Origin of the sequence: Paraburkholderia sp. BR13444, from assembly GCF_040948755.1 — a bacterium.
Taxonomy (GTDB): domain Bacteria; phylum Pseudomonadota; class Gammaproteobacteria; order Burkholderiales; family Burkholderiaceae; genus Paraburkholderia; species Paraburkholderia youngii.
The window spans coordinates 655207-679357 of the sequence record NZ_JBFPKM010000004.1 but is presented as its reverse complement, the minus strand read 5'-3'; the positions used below and the strand labels follow the sequence as shown (position 1 = coordinate 679357).

The 24151-nt window shown below is 61.6% G+C and carries 15 protein-coding genes and 3 pseudogenes; 9 read left to right on the top strand and 9 right to left on the bottom strand.

Features of this window, described 5'->3' with window-relative positions; genetic code table 11:
* Positions 1-5: 5 nt before the first annotated feature.
* The 5 genes from phaZ to AB3X95_RS15690 all read right to left on the bottom strand — a co-directional run bounded on the left by phaZ (position 6) and on the right by AB3X95_RS15690 (position 5276).
* The gene (phaZ, locus tag AB3X95_RS15710) at positions 6-839 is read right to left on the bottom strand and encodes a poly(3-hydroxyalkanoate) depolymerase (RefSeq protein WP_368621799.1); all 834 of its coding nucleotides are present in this window, start codon (positions 837-839) and stop codon (positions 6-8) included.
* A 59-nt stretch (positions 840-898) separates the two neighbouring features.
* Positions 899-1321 carry a phasin family protein gene (locus AB3X95_RS15705; protein WP_368621835.1) on the bottom strand — a complete coding sequence of 141 codons (423 nt, stop codon included), beginning with the start codon at positions 1319-1321 and terminating at the stop codon, positions 899-901.
* 74 nt (positions 1322-1395) lie between these two features.
* The gene (locus tag AB3X95_RS15700) at positions 1396-3102 is read right to left on the bottom strand and encodes an alpha/beta fold hydrolase (RefSeq protein ID WP_368621798.1); all 1707 of its coding nucleotides are present in this window, start codon (positions 3100-3102) and stop codon (positions 1396-1398) included.
* Between the two features lie 46 nt (positions 3103-3148).
* Positions 3149-3610 carry a MaoC family dehydratase gene (locus AB3X95_RS15695; protein ID WP_368621797.1) on the bottom strand — a complete coding sequence of 154 codons (462 nt, stop codon included), beginning with the start codon at positions 3608-3610 and terminating at the stop codon, positions 3149-3151.
* A gap of 22 nt (positions 3611-3632) precedes the next feature.
* Complete coding sequence (locus AB3X95_RS15690; RefSeq protein WP_368621834.1) at positions 3633-5276, bottom strand: fatty acid--CoA ligase; 1644 nt, start codon at positions 5274-5276, stop codon at positions 3633-3635.
* 683 nt (positions 5277-5959) lie between these two features.
* On the opposite strand from AB3X95_RS15690, the pseudogene AB3X95_RS15685 reads away from it, so the two are divergent.
* Positions 5960-6379: pseudogene (locus AB3X95_RS15685) on the top strand (PLP-dependent aminotransferase family protein); the annotation flags it as partial.
* 665 nt (positions 6380-7044) lie between these two features.
* On the opposite strand, the pseudogene AB3X95_RS15680 reads toward AB3X95_RS15685, so the two are convergent.
* Positions 7045-7278 (bottom strand): annotated as a pseudogene (locus tag AB3X95_RS15680) (DDE-type integrase/transposase/recombinase); the annotation flags it as partial.
* Between the two features lie 3 nt (positions 7279-7281).
* Here AB3X95_RS15680 and AB3X95_RS15675 point away from each other — a divergent pair.
* A pseudogene (locus AB3X95_RS15675) lies at positions 7282-7419 on the top strand (IS6 family transposase); the annotation flags it as partial.
* A gap of 105 nt (positions 7420-7524) precedes the next feature.
* Here the strand turns inward: AB3X95_RS15675 and AB3X95_RS15670 are convergent.
* Positions 7525-8397 (bottom strand): LysR family transcriptional regulator, encoded by an 873-nt coding sequence (locus AB3X95_RS15670; RefSeq protein ID WP_368621796.1) that lies wholly within the window; start codon positions 8395-8397, stop codon positions 7525-7527.
* 121 nt (positions 8398-8518) lie between these two features.
* Between AB3X95_RS15670 and AB3X95_RS15665 the strand changes: the two genes are divergently transcribed.
* The 7 genes from AB3X95_RS15665 (at position 8519) to AB3X95_RS15635 (ending at position 20587) form a co-directional block, all read left to right on the top strand.
* Complete coding sequence (locus AB3X95_RS15665; protein ID WP_368621795.1) at positions 8519-10093, top strand: MFS transporter; 1575 nt, start codon at positions 8519-8521, stop codon at positions 10091-10093.
* 118 nt (positions 10094-10211) lie between these two features.
* Complete coding sequence (locus AB3X95_RS15660) at positions 10212-10442, top strand: hypothetical protein (RefSeq protein ID WP_368621839.1); 231 nt, start codon at positions 10212-10214, stop codon at positions 10440-10442.
* 790 nt (positions 10443-11232) lie between these two features.
* Entirely contained in the window at positions 11233-11481 is a 249-nt protein-coding gene (locus tag AB3X95_RS15655; protein WP_368621794.1) for a DUF3331 domain-containing protein, read from the top strand.
* Between the two features lie 109 nt (positions 11482-11590).
* Positions 11591-16975, top strand: coding sequence for an AAA family ATPase (locus AB3X95_RS15650; protein WP_368621793.1), 5385 nt, complete (start codon positions 11591-11593; stop codon positions 16973-16975).
* 90 nt (positions 16976-17065) lie between these two features.
* The gene (locus AB3X95_RS15645) at positions 17066-19498 is read left to right on the top strand and encodes a PAS domain-containing protein (RefSeq protein ID WP_368621792.1); all 2433 of its coding nucleotides are present in this window, start codon (positions 17066-17068) and stop codon (positions 19496-19498) included.
* Positions 19499-19509: 11 nt separating this feature from the next.
* The gene (locus tag AB3X95_RS15640; RefSeq protein WP_368621791.1) at positions 19510-19881 is read left to right on the top strand and encodes a response regulator; all 372 of its coding nucleotides are present in this window, start codon (positions 19510-19512) and stop codon (positions 19879-19881) included.
* A 31-nt stretch (positions 19882-19912) separates the two neighbouring features.
* Positions 19913-20587 carry a response regulator transcription factor gene (locus AB3X95_RS15635; RefSeq protein WP_368621833.1) on the top strand — a complete coding sequence of 225 codons (675 nt, stop codon included), beginning with the start codon at positions 19913-19915 and terminating at the stop codon, positions 20585-20587.
* 1 nt (position 20588) lies between these two features.
* Here the strand turns inward: AB3X95_RS15635 and AB3X95_RS15630 are convergent, their stop codons facing one another.
* Together AB3X95_RS15630 and AB3X95_RS15625 are read right to left on the bottom strand one after the other, a co-directional pair.
* Positions 20589-22088 carry an MdtP family multidrug efflux transporter outer membrane subunit gene (locus tag AB3X95_RS15630; RefSeq protein ID WP_368621790.1) on the bottom strand — a complete coding sequence of 500 codons (1500 nt, stop codon included), beginning with the start codon at positions 22086-22088 and terminating at the stop codon, positions 20589-20591.
* Positions 22085-24151, bottom strand: coding sequence for an FUSC family protein (locus AB3X95_RS15625; protein ID WP_368621789.1), 2067 nt, complete (start codon positions 24149-24151; stop codon positions 22085-22087). Before AB3X95_RS15625 ends, AB3X95_RS15630 begins: the two co-directional genes overlap by 4 nt.

Genomic DNA, 24151 nt, shown 5'->3' with positions numbered 1-24151 from the left:
CACGCTCAATTCGCCTCCTGCCGCAGGAACTTGCGCACGACAGGCGCCACTTCGCTCGCGCGTGCGATCAGGAACAGGTGACCGTCGTCGATCACATACAGCGTCGCATTGCGAATGCGCGCGGCGAGGATTTTCGCGTTGGTCAGAGGCACGATCGGGTCGTCGTTGCCGTGCATGACCAGCGTTTTCTGCCGCAATGCGCCGAGCCACGGCAGGCTCGTCCAGCCCGAAGCCGCGAGCAGTTGATACAGATAACCGCGTCCACGCGGCGGCTGAATGTGCCGGCTGTGCTCCTTCAGCAGCGATGGATCGCGTCGGTAGGCGCCACCGTAGAGTTGCGCCCCAACCTCTTGCAGATAATCGGGATCGGTATAGCGGCGCGGCCAAACCATCTTTGACAGCACCGACAGTTTGGCCGGCACCATGATCACGCCCGGCGACGTGGACGCAAGAACCAGCCTGCGGCAGCGGCGCGGATAAAGTCGCGCGAACTGCTGCGCCAGCGCGCCGCCCCACGACACCCCGAGCACATCGACGGCACCGTCGAAGCCGAGCCGCGTGAGCAGGCGGTCGGCCAGCACCGACAACGTCGAAAAGCGATACGGCACGACCGGCGCGGGCGAACCGCCGACACCGGGCACGTCGAAGATGATCGCGCTCACGTCTTCCAGCGCCGCGACGAACGGCTCCACGAGTTCGAGGTTCGCGCCGATGCCGTTGAAGATCAAAAGCGGCGGCGAAGCATCGCTGCCTCGCCAGGTTGCGACACGCAGCCTCTGTCCGTCCAGATCGATCATCTGGATTTGCATGCGGCAAGCAGTCTGAGGGCTCGTTTGCATTTCACGGTTCCGGCCGATCTTCTGGAAGGACAATTCATTCGAGTTGTCGGCGGCCCGCATTACATCTTCGGCACGTACAGCGACTTCAATTCCTCGACGCGTTCGGCGACGCGCTTCGTGATCACAGCGACGCTGTCCGACTGCGCGCGATACGCGGCGTCCGCCAGTTGCTGCATGTCGACCATTGCCTTGTGCTGGGCTTGCCGTACCGCCTCGCCCGCGTTGGGCGGAGCTTGGTCGCCCGACCGCGCGCCACGCGTGACGAGCGCCTGCAATTCGCTCAGCGTCGAACGGAACATGTCGGCCTGCTTCAGCGCCAGCGACTGCACGCCTGCAAGCGCGGTCGTGTTGGCTTCGACGATCGCCGCGAAGTCTTTGCGGCGCGATTCGAGGATCGCCGCGACATCGATGCCCGGCAGTCTGAACTGCCCGATCACTTTCGTGTACTCGGCGAACATGCTATTCGGCTTGGTTGAATCCATCATCGATACTCCAAAGAAACTGCGTTGAGAAAAAGATGGCCCGCGCGATCTGCTAATGCGGCCAACGGTAGTCGTCATGCCTGCATGACGTAGGTGCCAGGGGCCTTGAGGCCGGCGGGGTGCCGCACGCTGCCGAGCGTCGCTGGCGCGGATCGCCGCTCGCCCGAACGATCTGCGAGCCACGCGCGCCAGTTGTCCCACCACGAATCCTTCTCGGGCCGCCCGTTGGCGAGCCACGTATCCGCATTGGCCGGCAAGTCAGGATTGAGAAAAAACTTCGCCTTCGGATTGCCCGGCGGATTGATCAGACTCTGGATATGGCCGCTCGAACTCAACACGAAGCGCGTCGAGCCGCCGAACATGCGCGCCGAGTTATAGACGCCCTTCCAAGGCGTGATGTGATCCGTCATGCCCGCCACGACGTACTTGTCGCAGGTGACTTCGGACAGATCGATTGGTGTACCCAGCACCGTCAACGCGCGCGGCCGGCTGAACAGATTGTCGGCGAAGATGTCGAGCAACTGGCCGTGAAGACGCGCAGGCAGCCGGGTCGCATCGTTGTTCCAGTACAGAACGTCGAAAGCGGGCGGCGTCTTGCCGAGCAGATAGTTGTTGACCCAGTAGTTCCAGACCAGATCGTTGGGTCGCATCCATGCGAACAGCCGGCCCATCTCCTCGCCCGCGAGTACGCCCTTCGACGTGCTGCTCTGCTTCGCGGCCGCGATCGCTTCCGGTGTCGTAAAGAGACCCAGTTGCGAGTCGGCCGTGTTGTCCAGCACGGCGACCATCAGCGTCGCAGCATTCACGCGCGTGTCGCCGCGGCTTGCGAGGTGCCCTAGCAGCGCTGCGATGGTCATCGCACCCGAGCACGCGCCATGCAGATTCACGTCGCCGCTGGCCGTGATCTCGCGCACCGCCTCGATCGCTTCGAGCAGCGCGCCCACGTAAGTATCGAGATCCCAATGACTTTGCGCCGCGGTCGGATTGCGCCAACTCACCGCGAACACCTGGAACTCGTTCTTTACCAGATAGTCGACCATGCTCTTGCCCTCGGACAGGTCGAACACATAGAACTTGTTGATCTGCGGCGGCACGATCAGTTGCGGACGTCCGTACACGTGCTCTGTGGCCGGCGCGTACTGAATCAGTTCGAGCACGTCGTTGCGAAACACCACGACGCCCGGCGACGTGCCGAGATTCTTTCCCACCTCGAACGCGGCCTTGTCCACCTGCGCGGGCATGCCCTGGTTGTGCAGCATGTCCGTCACGAGATTGCGCATCCCGCCGAGCAGGTTCGCGCCGCCCGAGTCGATCACTTTCTTCAATGCAGCCGGGTTGCCTAGCAGCGTATTGGTCGGCGACAGCGCATCGGTGACGAGCGACAGCACGAACTGCGCGCGTTCCTTGGTCTTCGAGTCGAGCGCCGAGCGGTCGACAAAACCCGTCAGCGCATTTCGCCACGCAACGTAGCTTTGCCGCGCCATCCGATAAATCGAGTTGTCCTGCCACGCCGGATCGGCGAAACGCTTGTCGCTCTGCGGCGAGTCGCCCTGCGCGCTTCCACCCAGCACCGCGAGCAGATCGGATGCGAGCGCCGTCTGGTACTCGACGACCAGCGCGGGTTGCCTCAGCGCCTGCGCGCCCATCTGCTGCACCGTCGCGAGAATGTCGCGCGGGCGCAGTCCCACGAACGGGTTCGGTCCCAACCTGCCTTCCGCAGCTGATGTTGCGATGTCGCCCGGTTGTTCGCTGTGCGCGATGCTTTCGTTAGTCGCCGCCATGTTGCTGCTCCTCCAGCCTCTCTGTGATTCGGTACCGTGCCGCTGCTTACTCGACCAGCATCGCCAACGCTTCGGCCACGAGCGCCGGCTTCTCTTCGCCGTCTATCTGCAATTCGTTCATCGTCTTGACGATGAGCCGGCCGCCCTTCTTCTCCACCGACGTCAGCGTCACGCGGCTTCGCACTCGCGCGCCGGCTTTGACCGGTGTCATGAAGCGCACCTTGTCGAGCCCGTAGTTCAGACCTGCGGCCGCGTCCTTGGGAATAACGCCGATTTCGATTGCGAGCGCCGCCAGCAACGAAAGCGTCAGATAACCGTGCGCAATCGGTCCGCCGAACGGACTCTGGCGTTTCGCGCGCTCGACATCGACGTGAATCCACTGCCGGTCCCCAGTACATGCCGCGAATGCGTCGATACGCGCCTGATCGACCACCACCCACTCCGACACACCTAACTCGTGGCCAACGAGGCTATCGATCGTGGCGATGCTGTATTCCTTGATGCTCATCGTGTTTGCTCCTAGCGAGTGGTCAAGCGAATTGCTCGCGCAACCACTTCTTGTTGGTCTTGCCGACGCTCGTCTTCTCCAGCGACTCGATGAACTTCACGATTTGCGGGACCGCGTACTTTGAAATTCGCCCGCTTTTCGTGAAACCCGTCACGTGCGCCTTGACGTCGTCTTCGGTGATCTGAGCATCGGCCTTGAGCACCACGAGCGCGACGGGGCGCTCGCCCCATTTGTCGTCCTTGATGCCGATCACCGCGGCTTCCGCGACATCCGGAAGCAGCGAAATCAGGCTCTCGATTTCGAGCGACGAGATCCACTCGCCGCCCGACTTGATGACATCCTTGATGCGGTCGGTGATCTGGATGTTGCCGGTCGCGTCGATATTCGCGATGTCCTGCGTATGCAGATAGCCGCCCTCCCACAGTTGGCCCGATGCTTCCGGATCGTTCAGATAGCCCTGCGTGAGCCACGGCGTGCGTACGACGATCTCGCCATAAGCCTTGCCGTCGTGCGGGAGGTGCCGCATGTCTTCGTCGACGATGCGCAGATCGACCAGCGGCACCGGAAAACCCGTCCTGCAACGCAGGCGCACTTCTTCGTCGAGATCGAGCGGACCTGTTCGATGAGGAAGCTGCGCGAGGCTCAGTACCGGACAGGTCTCCGACATGCCATAGCCGGCGAACACGTCGATGCCGCGATCGAGCGCAGCGCGCGCGAGGCCGTGCGGCAACGCGCTGCCACCAATCACGACCTTCCATTTTCCGAGGTCGACGTGCTTCGCTTCATCGCACGCGAGCAGCATGTGCAGGATCGTGCTGACGCAGTGGGAAAACGTGACGCCTTCATCGCGCACCAGTTGCACCAGACGGTCGGGCGCATAGCGGCCCGGATAGACCTGCTTCACGCCGAGCATCGTCGCGATGTACGGCATGCCCCACGCGTGGACATGGAACATCGGCGTGAGCGGCATATACACGTCGCCGCGATGAAAGCGCTGGCCCGACACCGGGCTCGACAGCGCGGCCATCACGGTGATCGTGTGCAGCACCAGCTGACGATGTGAGAAATACACGCCCTTCGGCAGACCGGTGGTTCCCGTCGTATAGAACGTCGTGGCACGGGTATTCTCGTCAAGGTCGGGGAACGCGTAGGTCGTCGCGCTCGCCGCGAGCATCGCCTCGTATTCGGTCGTGAATGGAATGGCGTGCGCGCAGGCATCGCTGCCTGGCTCGTCGATCCACACGAACGTGCGAACCGTTTCCAGCTTGTCCTTGATCGCTTCGACGACGGGCAGAAAATCGGTGTGGACGAACAGCACTTCGGCGCCTGCGTGATTGATCGTGTACGCGATCTCGGCCTGCGACAGCCGCACGTTGACCGTCTGAAGCACGGCACCCATCATCGGGACCGCAAAATACGATTCCAGATAGCGGTGGCTGTCCCAGTCCATCACCGCTACCGTGGTTCCGTGCGTGACGCCCAGCGTCCGAAGGCCGTTGGCGAGCCGCGCGATTCGTTCGCGCAGCGTCGTATAGGTCATCCGCAACTGGCCGCGGTAGACGATTTCCTGGTCCGGCGCCTGGACGAACGGCGTATGCAGCAGATGCTTGATCAGCAGCGGATAGGCATAGGGGAAAAGCGTCGGCTCGTGCGCGGCGTCCTGCATCGAGATCTCCTGAAAGTCGAAAAAGGGATCGGGATGGCGCAGGTCCGTCGTTGCAGTTCGCACACGGTGGCTTCCCGAGTGACGATATCTTCGGATCGTTTGCGGGGGAGAAACATCCCCTGAAGAGGGGACCGCCGGGGGAAGGTGGTGTGTTTCGGAGCGCTGTGCTTGCGCGCGTGCGCTTGCGGGGCATGGCCGGATTTCGGGTCAGCAATGGCCTTTAGCGTCTGGACGGCAAAAGGAGATTGATTCTGCGGCGACATCACTTGCCGCTCAGCGAAGGGACCCGCTGCCTGTGCATGCAGGCGCGCCCAGCGGCGCGACCGGTCTCGTCCACTGAAAGCGCCTTGACTTATTGCTGAAACGAAATAGAAAGCAATGGGTATGGCACTGAGCCCACGCCTTCGGGCTTTTGGCGCCTCCGCGGTAGCGCGGTCCCAAGCAATGCATTCGACGGCGAGGTCCAGATGACGACATCCTCAGGTATTCCCACCTGTAACGATGGGCTCGTGCTTGATCTCAATTCGGTCGTTATGAATGAAAAGGCCGGGACGGTAGACGTTGGCGGCGGAGCCCTGTTGCGCGACCTCGATCGGGCGCTCGTTTGCAGAGGTAAGGTGGTGCCGTCGGGCGCGATCTCCCGCCTCAATCAGAATATCGCGCCCGTGCCGAGACCTGTCTCTGCAAGCTTCATTCCGAAGCTCGAACGAACCATCCCGGCAACCACCTGGAACACGCCGGCAACCCTCACAGCGATCGCATGCGGCCGGATCGAAGATGGCACGGTCGACCTGCTAGCGGCCGATAAACGCCGCGACGCAGCGGTGCGCCAGGCGATCGCCGGTCGTTTGCTGGGCGGCGTGAAGCGGATCGGCCATCCGGTTTCGTACTTTCTGTGGCTTCCGCTGGCCCAGGAAGTGCGCGCAGACGCGATCGCCATGGCCTTGAGGCGGGAGAAGATCGCGGTTTCGACCGCGCACCCGTTCGCCGCGTCGGCGCACGTGCCGCACGCAATCCGGCTCGCACTCGGCTCGGTCAGCTTGACGACGCTCGAACAGTCGCTGCAGACGGTTGCCCGCGTCATTGGCGACCAGAACTACTGAGCGAAGACGGTGCGACGCCGTGCGCCTCACCCTAGCGCGGCCGAGCGCGCATTACGACGTATCGCCTGCGGCGGCTGCCAATCGAAGTGATGCGCGGGGAGAACTGCGGAAGCTACTGCGGCGCGCACCGTCTGCCTGCTGGCAGGACGGCGGCTAAGGAAGGATCCAGGCGGGCGTCGTGCCGGTCAGGCAAAAGCTATTCGAAGGTCGACTACTGCAACTGTCCAAGGCATCTGCCCCTTTCGTGGAAACAGGCGAATTCTGGCGACGACGCGCGAGCCGAGTCAACGACCATTTCAAAGATTTTTCTTTCGAATCCGTTACTTCCATTAGACGCAATTCATTCGCATCCCCTTTTTGTTATGCACTCCACAACGGATCCATTGAGCGTGAGTATAAGAACGATCACAGCATTGACAGCCGATGTCTCCTCGCTCCGACCTCACGCCTAAGCCAGCCTGCGCCGCCGCATCGCTGTTGGTGGCGCTGGGCACCAACATCACCGCTCCGGCCTACGCACACTCGGAGTCAGCCGCGCCCACATCGGCGGACCACGGCTCTGCCGCAACCACGAACACCAATACAAACGTCGCTCCGCACGGGGCCGTCGCGGTTTTGTCGCGTTGAGAATCGAAGGCGAGAGAGGTCGATATGCAGAGTAATGCTCAACTTGCGAGATCGTAGGTTCGAGCGGCGACCGACGAGAGGGTTCCGCGAGAACACTGCATCTGCCCTTTGGCTATCATATTCATCAGCTCGAATCCGGCCAGAAAGATCCGCGCACAGCGAAAAGTCTGGAGCCCCTGCGTGGGCCGCGTGCGTCGCTTGATTGCCCGATGGTCCTGCTCGACCACGTTGTTGAGATGTTTGGACTCGCGGATCTTGATGGGAACTTCACGACCTTAGCCTATCCGCTGAGCCTGCGTGATCGTGAGGAGATGATGGCTGGGCGCGGCGTCTCGGTCGAGCATTCGACCTTGCACCGCTGGGCCATCAAGCTGCTGCCGGTACTCGAGGAAGCGTTTCGGCTGCGTAAGCGCATCTGCGAAGGATGGACAGGCCCCGTGAACTGAAAGATCGCGCCATGGAATACGTTTCCACTTGCCCACAGCCGGCCGGCTGTTATGCCGATCCAGGAGGCCGTTTTACTCCTGGCGGGCGTACTGCAGGAACGCGCTCACCACACGCGAGCGCTCGTGCCGGCGGTGCAGCAGCGCGATCTCCGACGGGATCGGCTTGCCTGCCAGCGGACGGTAGATCACGCCAGGCAGCGAAACGCAATCGCACAGCGTACCTGGCACGATGGCTACTGTGCCGCCAAGCGAAACGCTCGCGAGCACCGCGACCAGCGGGCCGGGTCGCTGCACAATTAGCGGAGAAAAACGCCCACGTCTCGCGACCTCCATCGTGCCGAACTCCTGCTCGGGCACCACGAACTGCGCATCGCGCAGTTGTTTCGGTGTGATCGCACTCTGCGCAGCGAGCGCGGAATCCTCCGGCAGCGCGACCACGAACTCGTCCTGATACACGCCAGTGGCTTGCAACTCTTCCGGGTAAGCCATTGGCGGCCTGACATAGGCGGCGTCGAGCTGACGGTCGACGAGCCGCATCGGGATCTCATCCATCGGCGCCTCCTGCAACCGCACCTGGATTCGTGGATGCAATCGCCGGAATTCCGTCACTGTCTTGCGCATCACCCCGGCGTAGGCAGCCGATGCGACGTACCCGATCCGCACCTCTCCCAACTGCCCGCGCTCGGCGAGTACCCCAAGTTTGCGGGCTTGTTCGAGTTGCTCTAGTACCGCGGCGGCTTCCGGAACATAAGCTTCGCCAGCAGCGGTCAGCGACACAGAGCGCCGGGTCCGGTGAAACAGTCGGAACTGCAGCAGGCGCTCCGCATCCTGGATCTGCTTCGTCAGGGACGGCGGCGCGAGCCCCAAATCGTCGGCGGCCCGTGCGAAATGCTGACGCTTCGCGACGGCGAGAATACAGCGCAGATGACGCAATTCGAGTTCCACTTTTATTCATCCAGAAATGAATGAATATGATTCTATCTGCTATCGATTAGCAACGTGGCCGGCGCTAACATGTCGTTTCGTCTCAACTATGAAACAAGCGTTTATGTCGAACGAAGCTGGTATGAGCACGACTGTAATCGTGACGGCCGCGGCAGCGGCTATCGCAGCGAAGGGCTCCGTCGTGCCGCCCCGTTCGGCCGGGTCCGTGCTCGCGACGGCCGCTGCGACGTGTGCGTTGATCGTGCTCGACACGAATGTCGTCGCGGTGTCGCTGCCCTCGATCGCCCGTTCATTCCACGCGGGATTCGCGGACGTCGAATGGGTCGTCAGTGGGTACATGGTGTCGTTCGCGTCGTGCCTGCTGCCGATGGGCGGGCTTGCGGACCGCTATGGCCGAAAGAACACGATGCTGCTCGGCCTACTCATGTTCGCGATCGCGTCGCTTGGCTGCGGACTCGCACCCAGCGTCATGTTCCTTAACTTCTCTCGCGTCGCGAAGGGCTTCGGGGCGGCGATGCTGCTGACGTCGGCGCTGGCCGTGATCGCGCACGCATTCCCCGCCCCGCGGGAACGGGTGCGAGCGTGGGCGATCTGGGGGATGACGATGGGGATCGCGACGACTGTCGCACCGCTCATCGGTGGCTTGATCGCCCAATGGGTCGGCTGGCGCTGGATCTTCCTGCTAAACCTGCCGGTGTGTGTCGTGCTGATCTTCTGCACACGGCGCGTGGTGACCAACTCGCGCAATCCGCAAGCAGGACGCATCGACTTTGCCGGTAGCCTGTTCTTCGGCATTGGCCTCGCGTGTGGAATCTGGGCGCTGATCGGCGCCCAGGACGATGGCTGGCGTAGCGCGGCGACCGGAGCGCGCCTTGCCGGATGCGTATTGCTGCTTGCCGGTTTTGTCGCGATTGAGCGGCGTGTCGGGAATGCGGTCATCGATCTCGCGCTGTTCAGGCAAGCACGCTTCGTGGCAGCGGTGCTCGGGATGTTTGGCTACGCCGCGTGCGCTCAGGTGATGATGACGTTCCTGCCGCTCTATCTGCAGAATGCGTTCGGATGGACGCCGATTTGTGCGGGATTGGGAATGCTGCCCTTCGCGCTGTCGATGATCGTCGGCCCCTGGCTCGGCGCACGAATTGGACGGCACGCGACGGGTCCGACCTCGATACTGTCTGCCGGGCTTGCCCTTGTCGGTGCCGGCAATCTGCTGACCGCCATCGCCGTGAAATCGGGCGCGTACAGCTGGGTGGCGTTCGGGATGATCGTGACCGGCCTGGGTGCCGGCGTGTTGAACGGCGACACACAGAAGGCGATCATGGCGTGCGTTCCGCCAAATCGGAGCGGGATGGCTTCCGGGATCAGTACGACCACCCGCTTCACGGCGATCGTCACATCCATCGGCGTCCTTGGAGCCGTGCTCGCATCGCGCGCCCGATCCGCAATCGACGCGGCAATGACGTGTCATACATCGGGCAAAGCCTGCGTGGACGCTCAATTCATGTCGGACCTGCTCGCCGGCGATATTAGCCACGCCCTCGCCCGTCTCGCGCCGGACCTCCAACCAGCGATGAGATCCATCGCCCCGGCCGGTTTCGCGAGCGGGTTTGCATCGGCACTGAGTGTTGCAGGCGTTCTTGCTCTCTCGATTTCGGTCGCAATCTGGTTACTCGCCGGTCGGCGTCGGCCCGCATGAAGCGCAATTCCGGGCAAACGCAGAGGGAATAGTCGACGATGCAAACGGCACACAGCCTGACGAAGATCCTGGTCTGCAAAGTCGTTTTGCAAAGCGGACAGCTTTGCAGGATCGGCAGATGAGAATCTCCATCGTGTGGTCGGGAGGCAGTCCCTATAGCCAAAAAATCCCTGCATTATTGACTGCAGTCAATAGGCTCGAAACCACCGCGCTTTACGCGCAGGTGGCCACCGACCTGTTGCACGAAGTCACCAGTCCGCTGGAACGCCTGCCCGCCAGATTTCCCGGCGCACTGCAAGCCGGCTTGGGCCGAACCTTTGCCTCCGGACCGCCCCGTCAGATGCCTTAGTGGCTCGACGGGCGGCTGGAGCCAGGCGGCCGCCCCCGGTCTGCTTGCCGACGAGGGAATCCGACGGGACGTGCAGGCTAGAACTGACCCCCAAGTTGACGCAATAATCGAGTGTTATCACTGCCGTGTTTTCGCAGTCGGGGCTGGACCGGACTTCTGGAATTTGGCCCGGAGACGTCAATGTCAAACCGTCGCTTAACTCAATTATGTAAATTGTCACTGCACCAATTCGCATACAAGAAAATAATCCAGATGAATCCGGGCAGGAAAGACCTATCCTGAGCACCGTCGTGCAGCTTGGGCTTACGTGAATTCGACTCCGTCCACTTCCATGGAAATTGTCTCTCTCATCCTTCATTCAAAGCTCGGTACGACAAAGCGACAAGCACAGGGCGCGTGATCAATCCGGCTAACACGCGAATACGTCTTCCAAATGCTCGCGAGCGCTTCTGGCCGCTCGGAAGCGTTGCGAATCCGCGAGTGGACCTGCCATTGCAAGCCCCGCATGCAGACAGACCCGACAGTGTCCGAGAATGCGGTGAAAGCACATGGCGCCCGCGCCAAAGAAACCGCGCTCCGACCTGGCAAGCTTTTCGCTGCGTTGCAAACAATCACAGTCTCCCTATGTGACCGAGCATCCACTGCCCGAGATAGCTCACCTCTGATACGATCGATGAATCATTTGGAATGACTGCGGAAGTCGCGAGACGCGGAGGCGCTATGCCACGTGTTCTCTCGCGCGGAAGTGCCTTTGCGCTTCTGCTACCATTCGAATCATCGGTCATACGGCATGACCCGAACAAATGTCTGCGGACCACTGTCGCATGGAACGATGCGGCAGCGTGCCGCTAAGGCGAACCGTTCTGGCGACGTTGCGCTGCCAAAAAAAGCGGAATCTATTCGAACACTGAGCGGGCAAGTCACTCGCGCAGGCGATGCCGTCTATCGCCCTCGTATTGCGGTACCCGCGCTGCACAACACGGAAGCCATGACTTTCGCCTCCGTCATGAAAGCGATTCCTCCAGAGCATGTCATCTGAGCCTCGGTCCCACTCGATTGCAGATAGCAGCCAGGTCTTATGGGAGGATGGCGAGCGAATCTTTTCGCGCGCATCGCGCCTGAGCCCGGATGGCGCGCCGACTTCGGTCATGGAGTTGCGGCCTTTAGCTACAGGCTGCACACCCGCGAGCCTCGAACGCCTCGCGCACGAATACCATCTGAAGGAAGAGCTTTCCGGCGATTGGGCCGTACGGCCGCTCGAACTCGTGTCTGAGGGCAGTCAGACCGTGCTGGTGCTCGAGGATTCGGGCGCCGTTCCGCTCGACCGGCTGATAGGCACTCCCATTCCACTGGAACGCTTCCTGCAGCTCGCCATTGACATCGTCACTGCTTTGGGCAAGGCCCATCAGCGCGGCCTCATCCACAAGGACATCAAGCCGGCGCATATCCTGGTGAACGACGCAACGGGCGAGGTTAGGCTCACCGGCTTCGGCATCGCCTCCCGTCTTCCGCGCGAACGCCAGAGCCCGGAACATCCTGAATTGATCGCGGGAACCCTCGCGTACATGGCGCCCGAGCAAACCGGACGAATGAACCGGTCGATCGACTCACGCAGCGATCTCTACGCGCTTGGGGTCACGTTGTACGAGATGTTGACCGGGACCCTTCCTTTCACTGCGCTGGATCCTCTGGAATGGGTGCACTGCCACATCGCGCGACAGCCCGCTGCGCCGCATGAGCGCGTCTCAGGCATCCCTGCCCCGCTCTCGGCCATCGTGATGAAACTGCTGTCGAAACCCGCCGAGGATCGCTATCAAACCGCAGCCGGTCTGGAGTGGGATCTCCGAAAATGCCTGGCTGAATGGGAAGCCGCTCATCGGATCGATCCTTTCCCGCTCGGAACGCACGATACGACGCGACAGCTTTTGATCCCCGAGAAGCTCTATGGGCGCCGCAGTGAAATCGCGACGCTTCTGGATGCGTTCGAGCGCGTCGCCGGGCAAGGCACGCGGGAGCTGGTCCTCGTATCCGGCTACTCGGGAATTGGAAAATCCTCCGTCGTCAATGAGCTGCACAAGGTGATCGTGCTGCCCCGGGGTATCTTTATCTCGGGAAAATTCGACCTGCGCCTGAAAGACGTCCCATACTCCACATTGGCACAGGCATTTGCCGAACTGATCCGACAAATCCTGAACGGCCAGGATGCCGAAATTGCTCGCTGGCGCGACGCGATCGAAGAAGCCGTTGGCCAGCACGGGCGACTGCTGACGGATCTGATTCCCGAACTCGCGAGCTTGATCGGGCTGCAGCCTCCCGTTCCCGTACTCTCGCCACTGGAAACCCAGTTGAGATTTCAATCCGTCTTTCAAAAGTTTGTTGGTGTGTTCGCGCGCGCCGAGCATCCGCTTGTGATTTTCCTGGACGATCTACAGTGGCTCGATCCGGCGACATTAACGGTGGTCGAATATCTGATCACGCATACTGACACGCATCACTTGCTATTGATCGGCGCGTATCGCGACAACGAAGTCGCGCCTGGGCATTCGCTGATGGATATGCTCCGTTCGATTCGCGAGGCCGGGACGAAGGTGCATGAGATCGTACTCGGCCCGCTATCGCCGGAGGACTTCGGCGAACTGCTTTGCGACGCTTTCCGATGCACGCGCGAGAAGGCTTTGCCTCTAGCCAGACTGGTACACCGCAAAACTGGCGGCAACCCATTCTTCGCCGGCCAGCTATTGACCAATCTCGTTGAGGAAGGTCTTCTCGAGTTCGAGCCGGATACAGCCTCGTGGCGGTGGAATCTCGAACACATCGACGCGAAGGGCTTCACCGAAAACGTCGTAGAGCTGATGATCCGCAGACTGCAGAGGCTCTCGCCTCGTGCACAGGACGCGTTGAAGATGCTGGCGTGCCTCGGCAACCAGGCCGACTTCAGCACCCTGGCGAAAGTCTCGGGTGGCTCCGAGGCCACAGTCCATGCGGATTTCCTCGATGCCGTCAGGGCCGGCGCGATCGTTTCCATGGACCGCAGCTTCAAGTTTCTCCATGACCGCGTGCAAGAGGCCGCATACGCACTGATCCCTGCCGAATCGCGCGCAGAGCATCACTTGCGCATTGGCCGACTGCTTTTGTCGAAGCTCGATGACGCGGACATTGCGACCAGGATATTCGATCTCGTGAACCAATTGAATCATGGGTCCCAGCTGATGATCGAACGGTCCGAACAACATCGCTCAGCGACCCTCAACCTCAATGCCGCGAAGAAGGCGAAGGCCTCGACCGCGTATCGTTCGGCTTGCAATTATCTCGCGGCCGCTGCGTCGCTGCTTTCGCAGCAAGGGTGGGACGACTGCTACGAGTTGACCTTCAGCGTCTGGTTCGAACGGGCCGAATGCGAGTTTCTACTCTCCCATTTCAGCGAAGCCACCCGATGGATCGATGACATCTTGCTTCGAGCGCGATCGAAAATCCACCGCGCCGAGGCCTACCGGCTCAGGATGGTCCTGCAGCTGGTGAATGCCGACAATGCGTCCGCAGTCAGAACCGCTCGCGAATGTCTGGAAATGTTCGGCATCGACTTGCCAGATCATCCTACGGATGACGAATTATCCGCAGAGTACGATGCCGTCTTCATGCGCCTCGGCGCGCGCCCGATCGAAAGCCTCCTTGACCTCCCGATGATGGAAGACCCCGAGATGCGGGAGGTCATGCAGATCTACCATATGCTAGGGCAGACCGCCTATTTCACCGATATGAACCTCGCCCAGACGATCGCCTGCCGAATGGTCGTCGTGACGCTGAAATACGGCACGACCGAATCGGCTGTCATCGCCTATGCGTTCATCTCCATTCTTCTAGGTCCATTCTTCCACCGATACCGGGACGGCGAGGCGTTCGCCCGGTTGTCGGTCGCCGTGGCGGAGAAGCATAGTTTCGCCGCTCAACAAGTGGCCGCGCACTTTTTCTTGCAAATGGCGGTTCTCTGGACGCAACCGATCGAGGTCGCATTAGGGTGCGTCGATACTGCCATGCGATATGCGCAAGAAACAGGCGAAGTCATCTATGCCAGCTTCAGCCTCGAACATCGGCTGACGGACCTTCTGGCACGCGGCTATCGCCTCGGTGAGGCGTGGCTCGATTCGATCAACGCAATCGAGTTCGTGAAACGAATCCACTTCCGTCACGTGCACGATATTCTGTCCAGCATCCAACATTTCATCCAGAGGCTTCGCGGGCGCACCCGCGACCCGACGGTGATGGAGGACGCCGCGATCGATGCGCAGATCACGGAAGGCGGCATTGCCGTGGTCAACTGCTTCCACTGGATTTTGCAGATCCAGCGCCACTACCTGATGGGCGACCCTGAGAAGGCGCTCGCGTGCGCCGCCAAGGCCAGACCACTGCTTTGGTCCGGACGCTGCCACATCCAGTTCGCGAACTACTGCCTCTATCATTCGCTCGCGCTCGCCGCGGTTCACGGCTCCGCATCAGCTGATCGACAAGCCGAGATCAAGGCCGAGATCACAGCAAATATCGAGGCGTTCGCAAGATGGGCGAAAAGCTGCCCGATCACGTTTGCACACAAGCATCTGCTGCTGCGCGCCGAACTGGCCCGTCTGAACGGACACGCAATGCAGGCCATGCGGTTCTATGAGCATGCCGCCCGCTCGGCAGGCGAGCAAGGATTCGTCCAGGATCAGGCACTGGCCAACGAGCTCGCTGCGCAATGCTGCTTCGCCGCTGGCCTCGAACGCGCCGCGTACGCTTATTTGCGTGAGGCGCGGGACTGCTATTCCCAATGGGGTGCGCACGGCAAGATCGAACAACTGGATCGGCTCTACTCCTTGAGCGAACCCGAAACTGCGCCTGTCTCACGCGTGACCATCGAGGAACGTGGCGAGCAACTCGATCTCGCGACCATTGTGAAGACGGCTCAGGCGATCTCAGGCGAAATGGTGCTCGAAAACCTGCTCAAGTCCTTGATGACGACTGCAATCGAGCATGCCGGCGCCGAACGCGGTCTGTTGATCCTTCCACAGGGCGCCCTGCAGCACGTCGAGGCCGAAGCCACCATTCAAGGTGGCCGGGTCATCGTGCAATTGCAGCAACCACCGAGACCGGTGGCCTTGCCGGACTCGCTCTTGCGCTTTGTCGCAAGCACGCACGAACCCGTCATCATTGACGATGCCTCAGCCGAAAACCGATTCTCCGGCGACCCCTATATCCGCCAGAAATGCGCTCGCTCCGTCCTTTGTCTGCCGTTGCTCAAGCAGGCCGGGCTGATCGGTGTGCTCTACCTCGAGAACAACCTCGCGCCCGGCGTATTCGCTCCGAAGCGCATCGCCCTGCTGAAGCTGCTCGCCTCGCAGGCGGCGATCGCATTGGAAAACGCGCGCCTGTACCGCGACCTTGCAGAACGTGAAGCGAAAATCCGGCGCCTCGTCGACGCCAACATCGTCGGGATCTTCATTTGCGATCTTGAAGGTCGGATTCTCGAAGCCAATGACGCGTTTCTTCGTATCGTGGGGTACGACCGTGACGATCTCCTCGCTGGGCGTCTGCGCTGGACCGACCTTACGCCACCCGAGTGGCTTGAGCGCGACAGAAAAGAATGGATGCCGGAGCTCAAGATCACGGGTACATTGCACCCCTTCGAAAAGGAGTACTTCAGGAAGGACGGCAGCCGAGTGCCCGTGCTGATCGGTGTTGCGATGCTGGAAGAGCGCGGGACCCAAGGTATCGCGTTTGTGCTCGATCTGAGCGAGCGCAAACGCGCGGAAGCGGAGGCGCGCCAGATGCAGCTCGAGCTCGCCCATGCGAACCGCGTCACTGCCATTGGGCAACTCGCAGCGTCGATCAGCCACGAAATGAAGCAGCCGATCGCTGCGACGACTGTCAATGCGTCGACAGGTCTGCGCTGCCTGGGTCTCGACCCACCCAATGTCGAGGAGGCCCGCCGGGCGTTCGATCGTATCGTCCGTGACGCGAGGCGTGCAGGCGAGGTAATAAAGCGTATTCATGGCCTCGTCATCAAGGCCCCGATGAGCAACGAGATCTTGCAGATCAACGAGGCGATTCGCGAGGTGATGGCGCTCACGTCCGGCGAGGCGAACCGGAACGGCGTTTCTGTGCGGCCGCGGCTTGCGGAGGATTTGCCGCCCGTCAAGGGCGACCGCGTGCAAATCCAGCAGGTGATCCTGAACCTCATTATCAACGCCATCGATGCAATGAGTGCGGTTGACGATGGGCCGCGGGAATTGTCGATCGACACCGCGATGATCGAGCCGGGCGTCGTCCGTGTGGCCGTGCGCGACTCCGGCCCGGGTATCGCCCCGGAGAACATCGAGCGCCTCTTCGAGCCGTTTTATACGACCAAGGCCAGCGGAATGGGCATGGGTCTGCCGATCTGCAATTCGATCGTCGAGGCACATGGCGGCCGCCTGTGGGCGAGCAACGACGCCGACCGCGGTGCGATCTTTCAATTCACGTTGCCCATCGATCCGGCCGTTTCAGCCGCCGTTTCAACATAACCCGGCCCAAACCGACACCAAGGTATATTGACTCCCGGTTCCCAAAAGCCGATCGTTGTATCGTGAGGCACGCCGTAGAACGGGGTCGCGATGGAAAACGAACTCAGTCGTACTGTGGATGCGCTCCCTGGGTTGGTCTGGACGGCCTTTCCTGACGGCCGCATCGAGTTCGTCAATCGACGCTGGTGCGAATATACGGGGCTTTCCGTCGAGCAAGCGTCGGGCGAAGGCTGGCAGACGGCGTTCCATCCGGATGATCAGCCGGGGCTAATCGAAGCCTGGCGAGCCGTCCTCGCCTCCGGCGAACCGGGCGAGGCGGAAGCGCGCATGCGTCGCTTCGATGGCACGTATCGCTGGTTCGCATGCCGAGCCGGTCCGATTACCGATGCTGGCGGTCAAGCCGTAAAGTGGTGCGGAATCAACTCGGACATAGAGGACCGTAAGCAAACCGAAGCTGCGCTGCGCGCGCAAGAACAGCGCTTCGAGCTGATCGTCGATGGCCTCCCCACCCGCGTCATTCTTTTTTCGCCCGACGGTGACGTTTTCCATGCCAACCGTCATACGCTGGAATCTTCCGGCTCGACCCTCGAAGAGTTGCGGGGGTGGAAGACCAACGGCCTGACCCACCCCGATGACCGGGCGGCGGTGATCGCCCGATTCCGTGCGTCGATCGTCACCGGCGAGCCCTATGATGCGGAGTCGCGCCATCGCCGTGCCGATGGCGTCTACCGATGGTTCCGCGTGCAAGGCTTTCCATTGCGCGATAACGAGGGCCGAATCGCTCTCTGGTATTTCCTTCAGACAGATATCGATGATCGCAAGCGTGCCGAGGCGCTGCTCGAGGGCGAAAATCGCCTGCTGGAGATGGTCGCGACAGGGCAGCCTTTGCCGAACGTTCTCTACGACCTATGCCGACTGGTCGAAGAGATCGCGACCGACTGCGTCTGCATGGTCACCTTTCGGGAGACACACGACACCGGGTGCATTCATCTGGGGTCTCCCGGTCTGCCGAAGCGTTTCCTCCCTCGTGCCGGTGCGCGTGCCACCTTCTATGACTCCGGCCCGCTGGGCATGGCGGTGTCCCTCAAGGCGCAGGTGATCGTGCCCGATGTCGCGTCGGACGCGCGCTGGACCAAGGCGTGGCGCGAGCGCAGCCTCGCACATGGATTGCGTTCCTGCTGGGCGACGCCGATCCTGTCGCGTACCGACGAAGTGCTGGGAACGTTCACGGTGTTTCGGTCCGCTCCCGGCGATCCCACGCCTATCCAGCGCGAACTGATCGCACAGTTCACGCACATCGCGAGCATCGCCATCGAGCGGGCACATAGCATCGCTGCGCGTCAGGAGGCGGATGAGCGCTTACGCCAAAGCGCGGCGCTGATGGCCAAAGTGGAGCAGCTCAGTTCGAGCGGAAGCTTCTGCTGGCACCTTGAAACCGGCGCGTTCACATGGTCAGATCAGCTTTATCGCATCTTCGGGATCGAACCGGGGGTGCCGATTACGATAGACACGATCGCCTCCCGCTTCCACCCTGGCGACCGCCATCTACTTGACGAAATGATCGAGCGGGCGCGAGATGGCAAAGATCTGGAGTTCGAAATCCGCCTGCTGCTGTCCAACGGCCCGGTCAGGCACATTCACATACAGGCGCACGCCACGCGCGACCCGCAAGGCTCGCTGGACTACATCGGCGCCGCGCAGGACATGACGGAGCGTCGGGCGTCCGAAGATGCGCTTCTCGCGTTGCGCGCCGAATTGGCCCATCTGAGCCGGGTCAACAGTCAAGGCGCGTTGACGGCCTCGATCGCGCACGAGATCAACCAGCCGCTGACTGGCATCGTGACCAACGCAAACACCGGTCTGCGCATGCTGAGTGCCGAACCGCCCAATGTGGAAGGCGCGCTCGAGACGGTACGACGCACGATCCGCGACGGGCACCGCGCATCCGAGGTGATGAAACGCCTGCGCGCGCTGTTCAGCAACAAAACCATCACGATCGATACAGTCGATCTGGTCGAAGCGACTCGGGAGGTGATTGATCTGCTGCAAGGCGAGATTCGCAACAAGCGGATCGTGCTGCATCTGAAGACGGCCGACGATCTGCCGCCTGTCACCGGGGAAAAGATCCAGCTCCAGCAGGTGGTGCTCAACCTGCTTGTCAACGCCGTGGAGGCGATGAATGGCGTCGACGACCGGCCACGGCAGATATTGGTGAGCATCGAGCCCGACGATAGCGACCATGTGCGGCTCTCTGTGACCGATTCGGGTGTAGGCATCGACCCGCAGCTTGCCGGTAAGCTTTTCGATCCGCTTTTTACGACCAAGCGGGAAGGCATGGGCATCGGCCTGTTCGTGAGCCGTTGCATCATCGAAAGCCTCGACGGCCGCTTGTGGGCCTCCCCGAACAAAGACCGCGGCGCCACATTTACTTTCTCCATTCCGTGTCGGGCGGACAGCGTGTCCGCCGCCGAGCGGTCCGCGCCCACAGGACAGTCCGCGCGCGCGGACGCGGAGCGACCCTAAAGGAATCTGTGATGACAGAGCGCCCGCTTATCGCGGTGGTCGACGATGACGAGTCGGTGCGCGAATCGCTGCCCGACCTGCTGCATATGTTCGGCTTCGCAACCCGGGCATTTGGCTCGGCAGAAGAATTTCTGGCCTCCGGATGCGCCGGCGAAGTGCGCTGCCTGATCGTCGACGTCGCCATGCCAGGCATGTCCGGCGACGAGCTGCAGCACGAGCTCAAGCGGCGCCGGGAAGCCATTCCGATCGTCTTCATCACGGCGCATGGGGACGAAGTGCTGCGCCCGCGCATGCTCGAACAAGGTGCCGTCGATTGTCTGCTCAAACCCTTCAGCGACACCGCCCTTCTGGGGGCGATCAAGGCCGCGCTCAAGGTCGAATGATTCACCCCGGGGCCTGTGAATGGAGTTCAAAATGATACCCGCTCGTGCAGTTGAAGCCGCCTCGAAATCGTCGTCGGCGCAAGCCACGCCGGTCGTCCTCGTCGTCGATGACGATGTCTCGGTGCGTGAGTCGCTCGAAGCCATGATTCGCTTTGCTGGTCTAAGGGCAGAGACCTTTGCTTGCGCCCAGGACTTTCTCGGACGCACGCGCGCGATGGTCCCGAACTGTCTGGTGCTGGATGTCAGCCTGCCCGATCTCAGCGGCCTCGACCTGCAAAATCTGATTGCTTCCGAACGTACCGATATGCCGATCATCTTCATCACCGGCTACGGCGACGTGCCGATGACGGTGCGAGCGATGAAAGCGGGAGCGGCCGAATTTCTCACCAAGCCGTTCGACGACCAGGTGCTGCTCGACGCCATCCGGCACGCGCTCGAGCGCAGCCGCGTGGCGTTGACCGAAGAAGCCGGGATGCAGTCGATCCGTGATCGCTACGCCTCACTCAGTCGACGCGAGCGGGAGGTCATGGCGTTAGTGGTATCCGGCCTGCTGAACAAACAGGTCGGAGCCGAACTGGGCATCAGCGAGATCACAGTGAAGGTGCACCGCCGACACGTGATGCGAAAGATGGACGCGCGCTCGCTCCCCGAACTCGTCAACATCGCGGGACGACTAACCCAGAGCACGCACGGGCGTGAAGGCTAAGTCACCTTACCCGCAATTCAACAGGTGCGTCGTCGCGATAGCCTCCTCCGAGCGCTTTCGACAGCGCAATCGCCTGACTCAGGCGCTGCCCGTCGAGCTCCAGCATGGAGATGCGTTCGAGCAACACTGCCTGGCGAGCGTCCATTGCCGTCAGTCGGCTCGCAACGCCCCTTTCATACTGAGCCTGCGCACTGGCCTCGGCGAACGACACCGCGTCGATTTTCTCTGCCTGCAGCACGGCTTCCTGATCGAGGTCCTGAAGTCTGCTACCCGTTGCGGCTACGTCGCGCACGGCGTTCAGCACGGCCTCGTTGTAATGCGCGATGAGTGTGTTGCTCGCCGTGCGCGCGCCGCTCAGGTTGGCGTTGAGCCGGCCGCCGTCGAAGATCGGCAGATACAGACCGGGAATCAGATTGATCTGCTGACTGGCATGTGTAAAGAGGTCCGCAAGGTGCAGCGCATTGAGGCCAAAAAACGCCTTGATGTCGAAGCGCGGATAAAACGCGGCCTTCGCGGCGTCGATACGGTCGAACGAAGACTGCACATACCAACGCAGCGCTTGCAGGTCCGGACGACGAGCAAGCAGTTCGTATGACAGTGTCGGCGGCAATGCGGACTGCTGCAGCGGCAACGCGACGGGCCTGATGTCGGAAAGATCGTCCGGACCTGCGCCAAGCAACGCACGCAGCGATTCGCGCAATTGCGTGACGCTGGCGCGCGCCGCCACAAGCTGCCTTTGCGTCGCCAACAGTTGCGCACGCGCCAGCTCGGTCTGGGTGACGGGCTCCAGGCCTCGTGCGGCACGTGTCGCGTGTGCATCCACATCGAACGCCGCGACATCCTGCAGGTGCGAGAGCAGATCGATCAGTCGATACGTCGTCTGGATGCCGTAGTAAATCTGCGCGACGTCGGTCGACATCTCAAGTTCAATGGCGGCGAGTTCCGCCAGCCGCGCGTTGTGCACGCCGATCGCAGCTTCAACTTGCGCGCGCTGCTCGCCCCAGATGTCGATGTCCAGGCTCGCGCCGAGCCCAACGATGCCCTCCGTGTACCACGGCCCCGTCGCACCGATCGCAGGTTCGTTCGTCGAATAGGCCCCGAGGAAGCCGTTCGACGACACCCGCTGACGGTCGAGCGCAGCGAGCGCCGTAACCTGCAGATTCGTCCCCGCGCGCACCAGATCGATATCCGATTTCGCCTGCGCGACGCGCGTATGCGCGATCACGATCGTCGGCGAGCTGGTAAGTGCCCGCGCGATCAGCGAATTGAGTTGCGGATCGCCGTAAGCGCTCCACCATTGCCTGGCTGGCCAATCGCCTGGTTCGAGATGAATGTCGCCGCTAATGCGGATTTGTTCCGGGGCGATTACGGCATAAGGTTTTGTATCGTGCCGGATCAGCGCGCAGGCCGACAATGTGCACGCCAATACGGCCACTACGCCTTTGCGCAGCAAACGATACGCTAGCGGATCAGAAGAGCCGGTCGCGATTGCTGTGTTCATGTCGCGATTCCGTTGTCGAAGAACTGATGATCGCGCCATGCCGGCAGGGTCGACACCAGTCCCATCAGACGCGTCGCCCGTGCAGTCAATCGATCGTACGCACGCTTCGCTGCATCCGTGAGCAACAACGCTTCGTCATCGGAGAAAACCGGAGCCGGTGCGTGCACTGACTGCTGGCCCCCGGTCAAGTTGCTTGCGTAGCCTTCCAGCGCTACCGCGACCGTCGTTGCCCAGATCGCTGCGGCGCGCTGCGCACTACCCTCCCCATTCGGCTGCGACCGGCGCTCCGCTTCGAAAGCGCCCGCCGCAAGCAGGATTTCGCGGGTCTGCGCAAGCACCGTCTGGACATGGTGCTGAAAACCTTCCCGCTGCCCTTCGCCCATTTGCCAGCCAGGCTCCAGCGCGACGCGAGCGGCCATCGCCTCACAATCTGCAAGTTCAGCCCAAAGCGCATTGGGCGCCGAGATTGCGTCTTCCTGCTGTCGCAAACTGGCGGCAAGCTTGCGCAGCAGAGCGCCGACACGTTGACGCAGCGCCTCGCCTTCCGCTTCGGGCCATATCGATGCATGCACGACGGTCGATATCGCCACCCCCAGCAGAATGCCGACTATCCGGTCCCTGATCTCGGTGAGATTCGTCGTCGGTGCGAACTGACCGAGCAAGGCCAGCCCGAACGTGAACATGACTTGGGTGCCCGCATAGCTGATCCGCTCCGATCCCGCGCTGATCCATGCACCCAGCGCAATCACCGGCAACGACATCAGCAGCAGGCCGACAATGCCGTCGAGGCGCGGCACCACCCATACCACCATCGCGAGCGCGATCGCGCTGCCGAGCGCCGCACCGCCAATCCGCAGGTTCCCGCGCTGACTCGTCGCGCCGAGACTTGGCTGCGCGACGATCAGCGACGACAGCATGATCGTGTGTATGCCCTGCCAACCGGTCGCCAGGTAAAAGAGGTAGCCGACCATCGCCGCTAGTAGTGTTTTCAACGCGAACTGCAGATAGACCGGGTTCGAGAACGCATCAGGGACAAGAAAGCGCTGTTTTTCCTGTTCCGTTTCCATCGAATCGGGCGCCGCCGATCTGCTGGCAAATGCGAGAAACGCTTCCCGCATCTCCTCAACCGCACCTGGCATGCCGAGGTCCACAATGTTCGTGAGCCGCTCCGGCACGGTGAAGCGCTCCCCCGTGCGAATGGCGTGGGCGAAACGCTCGCATGCGCCGCCCAGTGCATGCAGGACGCCAGCCGGGATATTCGCCATGCTTTCGGGCAAATGAGCCGCCGCCGCATACAACCGCGACACCGTTGCGACACGCGCCAGATGAAACGCCTGCCGGCGCCGGTAATTGGCGTCCCGCATCGTCGCGAACCGCAGCAGACGTTGCAGCGTCAGAGTTCCGTCTTGTATTGCTCGCGCGTTGAGTTCTACAACACCGCGCTCGCCACGCTCGAGGTGCGCGAGAGCCGAGCGCGTTACCGCAAGTTGCCCAAGCATGGCGTCTTCGAGTTGCTCTACAGGCTCCGCAGGCAGACATAACGTGTTGATCAGCAGCGTGATCGCAATCGCGTAGTTCACAGCGACCCACACCCATAGCACAATCCGTATGAGCGCCTCGGCGTGATCGGTCAGGTCCACGAACGACTGGACATAGATCACCACGATGCCGACGACAAAGAAAGCAGCACCGATTTTTGCCACCCGCATCAGATAAGCGCTAACGAAGAACAGTCCTGCCGACAGCAGGATTCTCAGCAACGGGTAATCGAACGTCAGCTTCAGCACAAGAATCGCACTACCGATGGCCACGGTCACACCGACCACGAACACGACGCCGACCAGACGCGTCATCACCACGTTCGACTGTGTGACATAAAACACGACGAGCAACGACAGCGCGAGAAACGGCACCTGTAACGTCATGGATATCGTAATGACGATCGCGCACGCGAATACGCAGCGCAGCATCACGTTTGCACGCCCCGGTTGAGCGCGGTTCTCATCGACGAGAAAGCGGGAGAATTGCCGCAAGCCCGATGAATGTACGTCGGCTGTCGCCAT

What these genes read in the sequence shown, in the direction of transcription:
- AB3X95_RS15690 (WP_368621834.1), bottom strand. Translation starts at nt 5,276, where the DNA reads ATGCAGGACGCCGCGCACGAGCCGACGCTTTTCCCCTATGCCTATCCG.
- AB3X95_RS15660 (WP_368621839.1), top strand. Translation starts at nt 10,212, where the DNA reads ATGAGAATCTCCATCGTGTGGTCGGGAGGCAGTCCCTATAGCCAAAAA.
- AB3X95_RS15650 (WP_368621793.1), top strand. Translation starts at nt 11,591, where the DNA reads ATGGAGTTGCGGCCTTTAGCTACAGGCTGCACACCCGCGAGCCTCGAA.
- AB3X95_RS15695 (WP_368621797.1), bottom strand. Translation starts at nt 3,610, where the DNA reads ATGAGCATCAAGGAATACAGCATCGCCACGATCGATAGCCTCGTTGGC.
- AB3X95_RS15625 (WP_368621789.1), bottom strand. Translation starts at nt 24,151, where the DNA reads ATGGCGACAGCCGACGTACATTCATCGGGCTTGCGGCAATTCTCCCGC.
- AB3X95_RS15630 (WP_368621790.1), bottom strand. Translation starts at nt 22,088, where the DNA reads ATGAACACAGCAATCGCGACCGGCTCTTCTGATCCGCTAGCGTATCGT.
- phaZ (WP_368621799.1), bottom strand. Translation starts at nt 839, where the DNA reads ATGCAAACGAGCCCTCAGACTGCTTGCCGCATGCAAATCCAGATGATC.
- AB3X95_RS15700 (WP_368621798.1), bottom strand. Translation starts at nt 3,102, where the DNA reads ATGGCGGCGACTAACGAAAGCATCGCGCACAGCGAACAACCGGGCGAC.
- AB3X95_RS15635 (WP_368621833.1), top strand. Translation starts at nt 19,913, where the DNA reads ATGATACCCGCTCGTGCAGTTGAAGCCGCCTCGAAATCGTCGTCGGCG.
- AB3X95_RS15640 (WP_368621791.1), top strand. Translation starts at nt 19,510, where the DNA reads ATGACAGAGCGCCCGCTTATCGCGGTGGTCGACGATGACGAGTCGGTG.
- AB3X95_RS15665 (WP_368621795.1), top strand. Translation starts at nt 8,519, where the DNA reads ATGAGCACGACTGTAATCGTGACGGCCGCGGCAGCGGCTATCGCAGCG.
- AB3X95_RS15655 (WP_368621794.1), top strand. Translation starts at nt 11,233, where the DNA reads ATGACCCGAACAAATGTCTGCGGACCACTGTCGCATGGAACGATGCGG.
- AB3X95_RS15645 (WP_368621792.1), top strand. Translation starts at nt 17,066, where the DNA reads ATGGAAAACGAACTCAGTCGTACTGTGGATGCGCTCCCTGGGTTGGTC.
- AB3X95_RS15705 (WP_368621835.1), bottom strand. Translation starts at nt 1,321, where the DNA reads ATGGATTCAACCAAGCCGAATAGCATGTTCGCCGAGTACACGAAAGTG.